The 714-nt window shown below is 23.7% G+C and carries 1 protein-coding gene; it reads right to left on the bottom strand.

What is annotated here, in order from left to right; genetic code table 11:
• Window positions 1–130: 130 nt before the first annotated feature.
• On the bottom strand, window positions 131–714 hold a 584-nt coding region (locus tag KVT27_RS23400; protein ID WP_217582051.1), incomplete at its 5' end, for an NYN domain-containing protein.

Genomic DNA, 714 nt, shown 5'->3' with positions numbered 1-714 from the left:
ATTGTAATTTTTAAAACGTTGTAATTTTTAAAGTATTGTTTTTTTAATAACTTGTTTTTTTTAAAAGTATTGTATTTTTTTATATTCTTATTATATACAAGAAAATTAAAAAGATGCAATATTTTTTTGTTTATTTTTGTGTGAATTTATTATAGTAGCTCATAATTTTATTTTCAGCAAAGTAATTATTAATTTTATGTATTGGCTTTGGATCTTGGAAATACTTCTCAAACTCTGGTGTAATAATACCTATATGTTCTCTATTTGAGGATCCGATTGTATACTTATGTATTACAATATCGCCCTCTTTTTCCAATAAACTCAGCAATCTTATGACTTCATATTCAAATATTTTATGCCACTTTACTGTGTTCTCTACATATCTTTCTAGTGAAATACACGGTGGAACTTTCCCTTGATCAATAAAATCTTTTTGTATATAGTTACTTAAATTATTTTTTATTTCCTCTTTTAACCCATTTACCTCATCAATTTTTATTTCTAAAATATCGTCAATAAAAAAGTGTTGATTTGGACACGCTAATAAAACTTCATCATAATTACTTTTGAATAAGACTAAAGATACATTATCTTTTACTTTTCTCGCTGTTTTAATTAATGGAGTCATATCTTTATCATTTGAAATTATGATTATACAATCTAAATTTTTGTTACTATAAACTTGTTCTAGAACATCTGCTGTAATTTGGATAT

It is taken from the genome of Lysinibacillus sp. GbtcB16 (assembly GCF_019091145.1).
Taxonomy (GTDB): Bacteria; Bacillota; Bacilli; order Bacillales_A; family Planococcaceae; genus Lysinibacillus; species Lysinibacillus fusiformis.
Note: the sequence above shows the minus strand (reverse complement) of the source record. Positions and strands in the feature narration are given on the sequence as shown.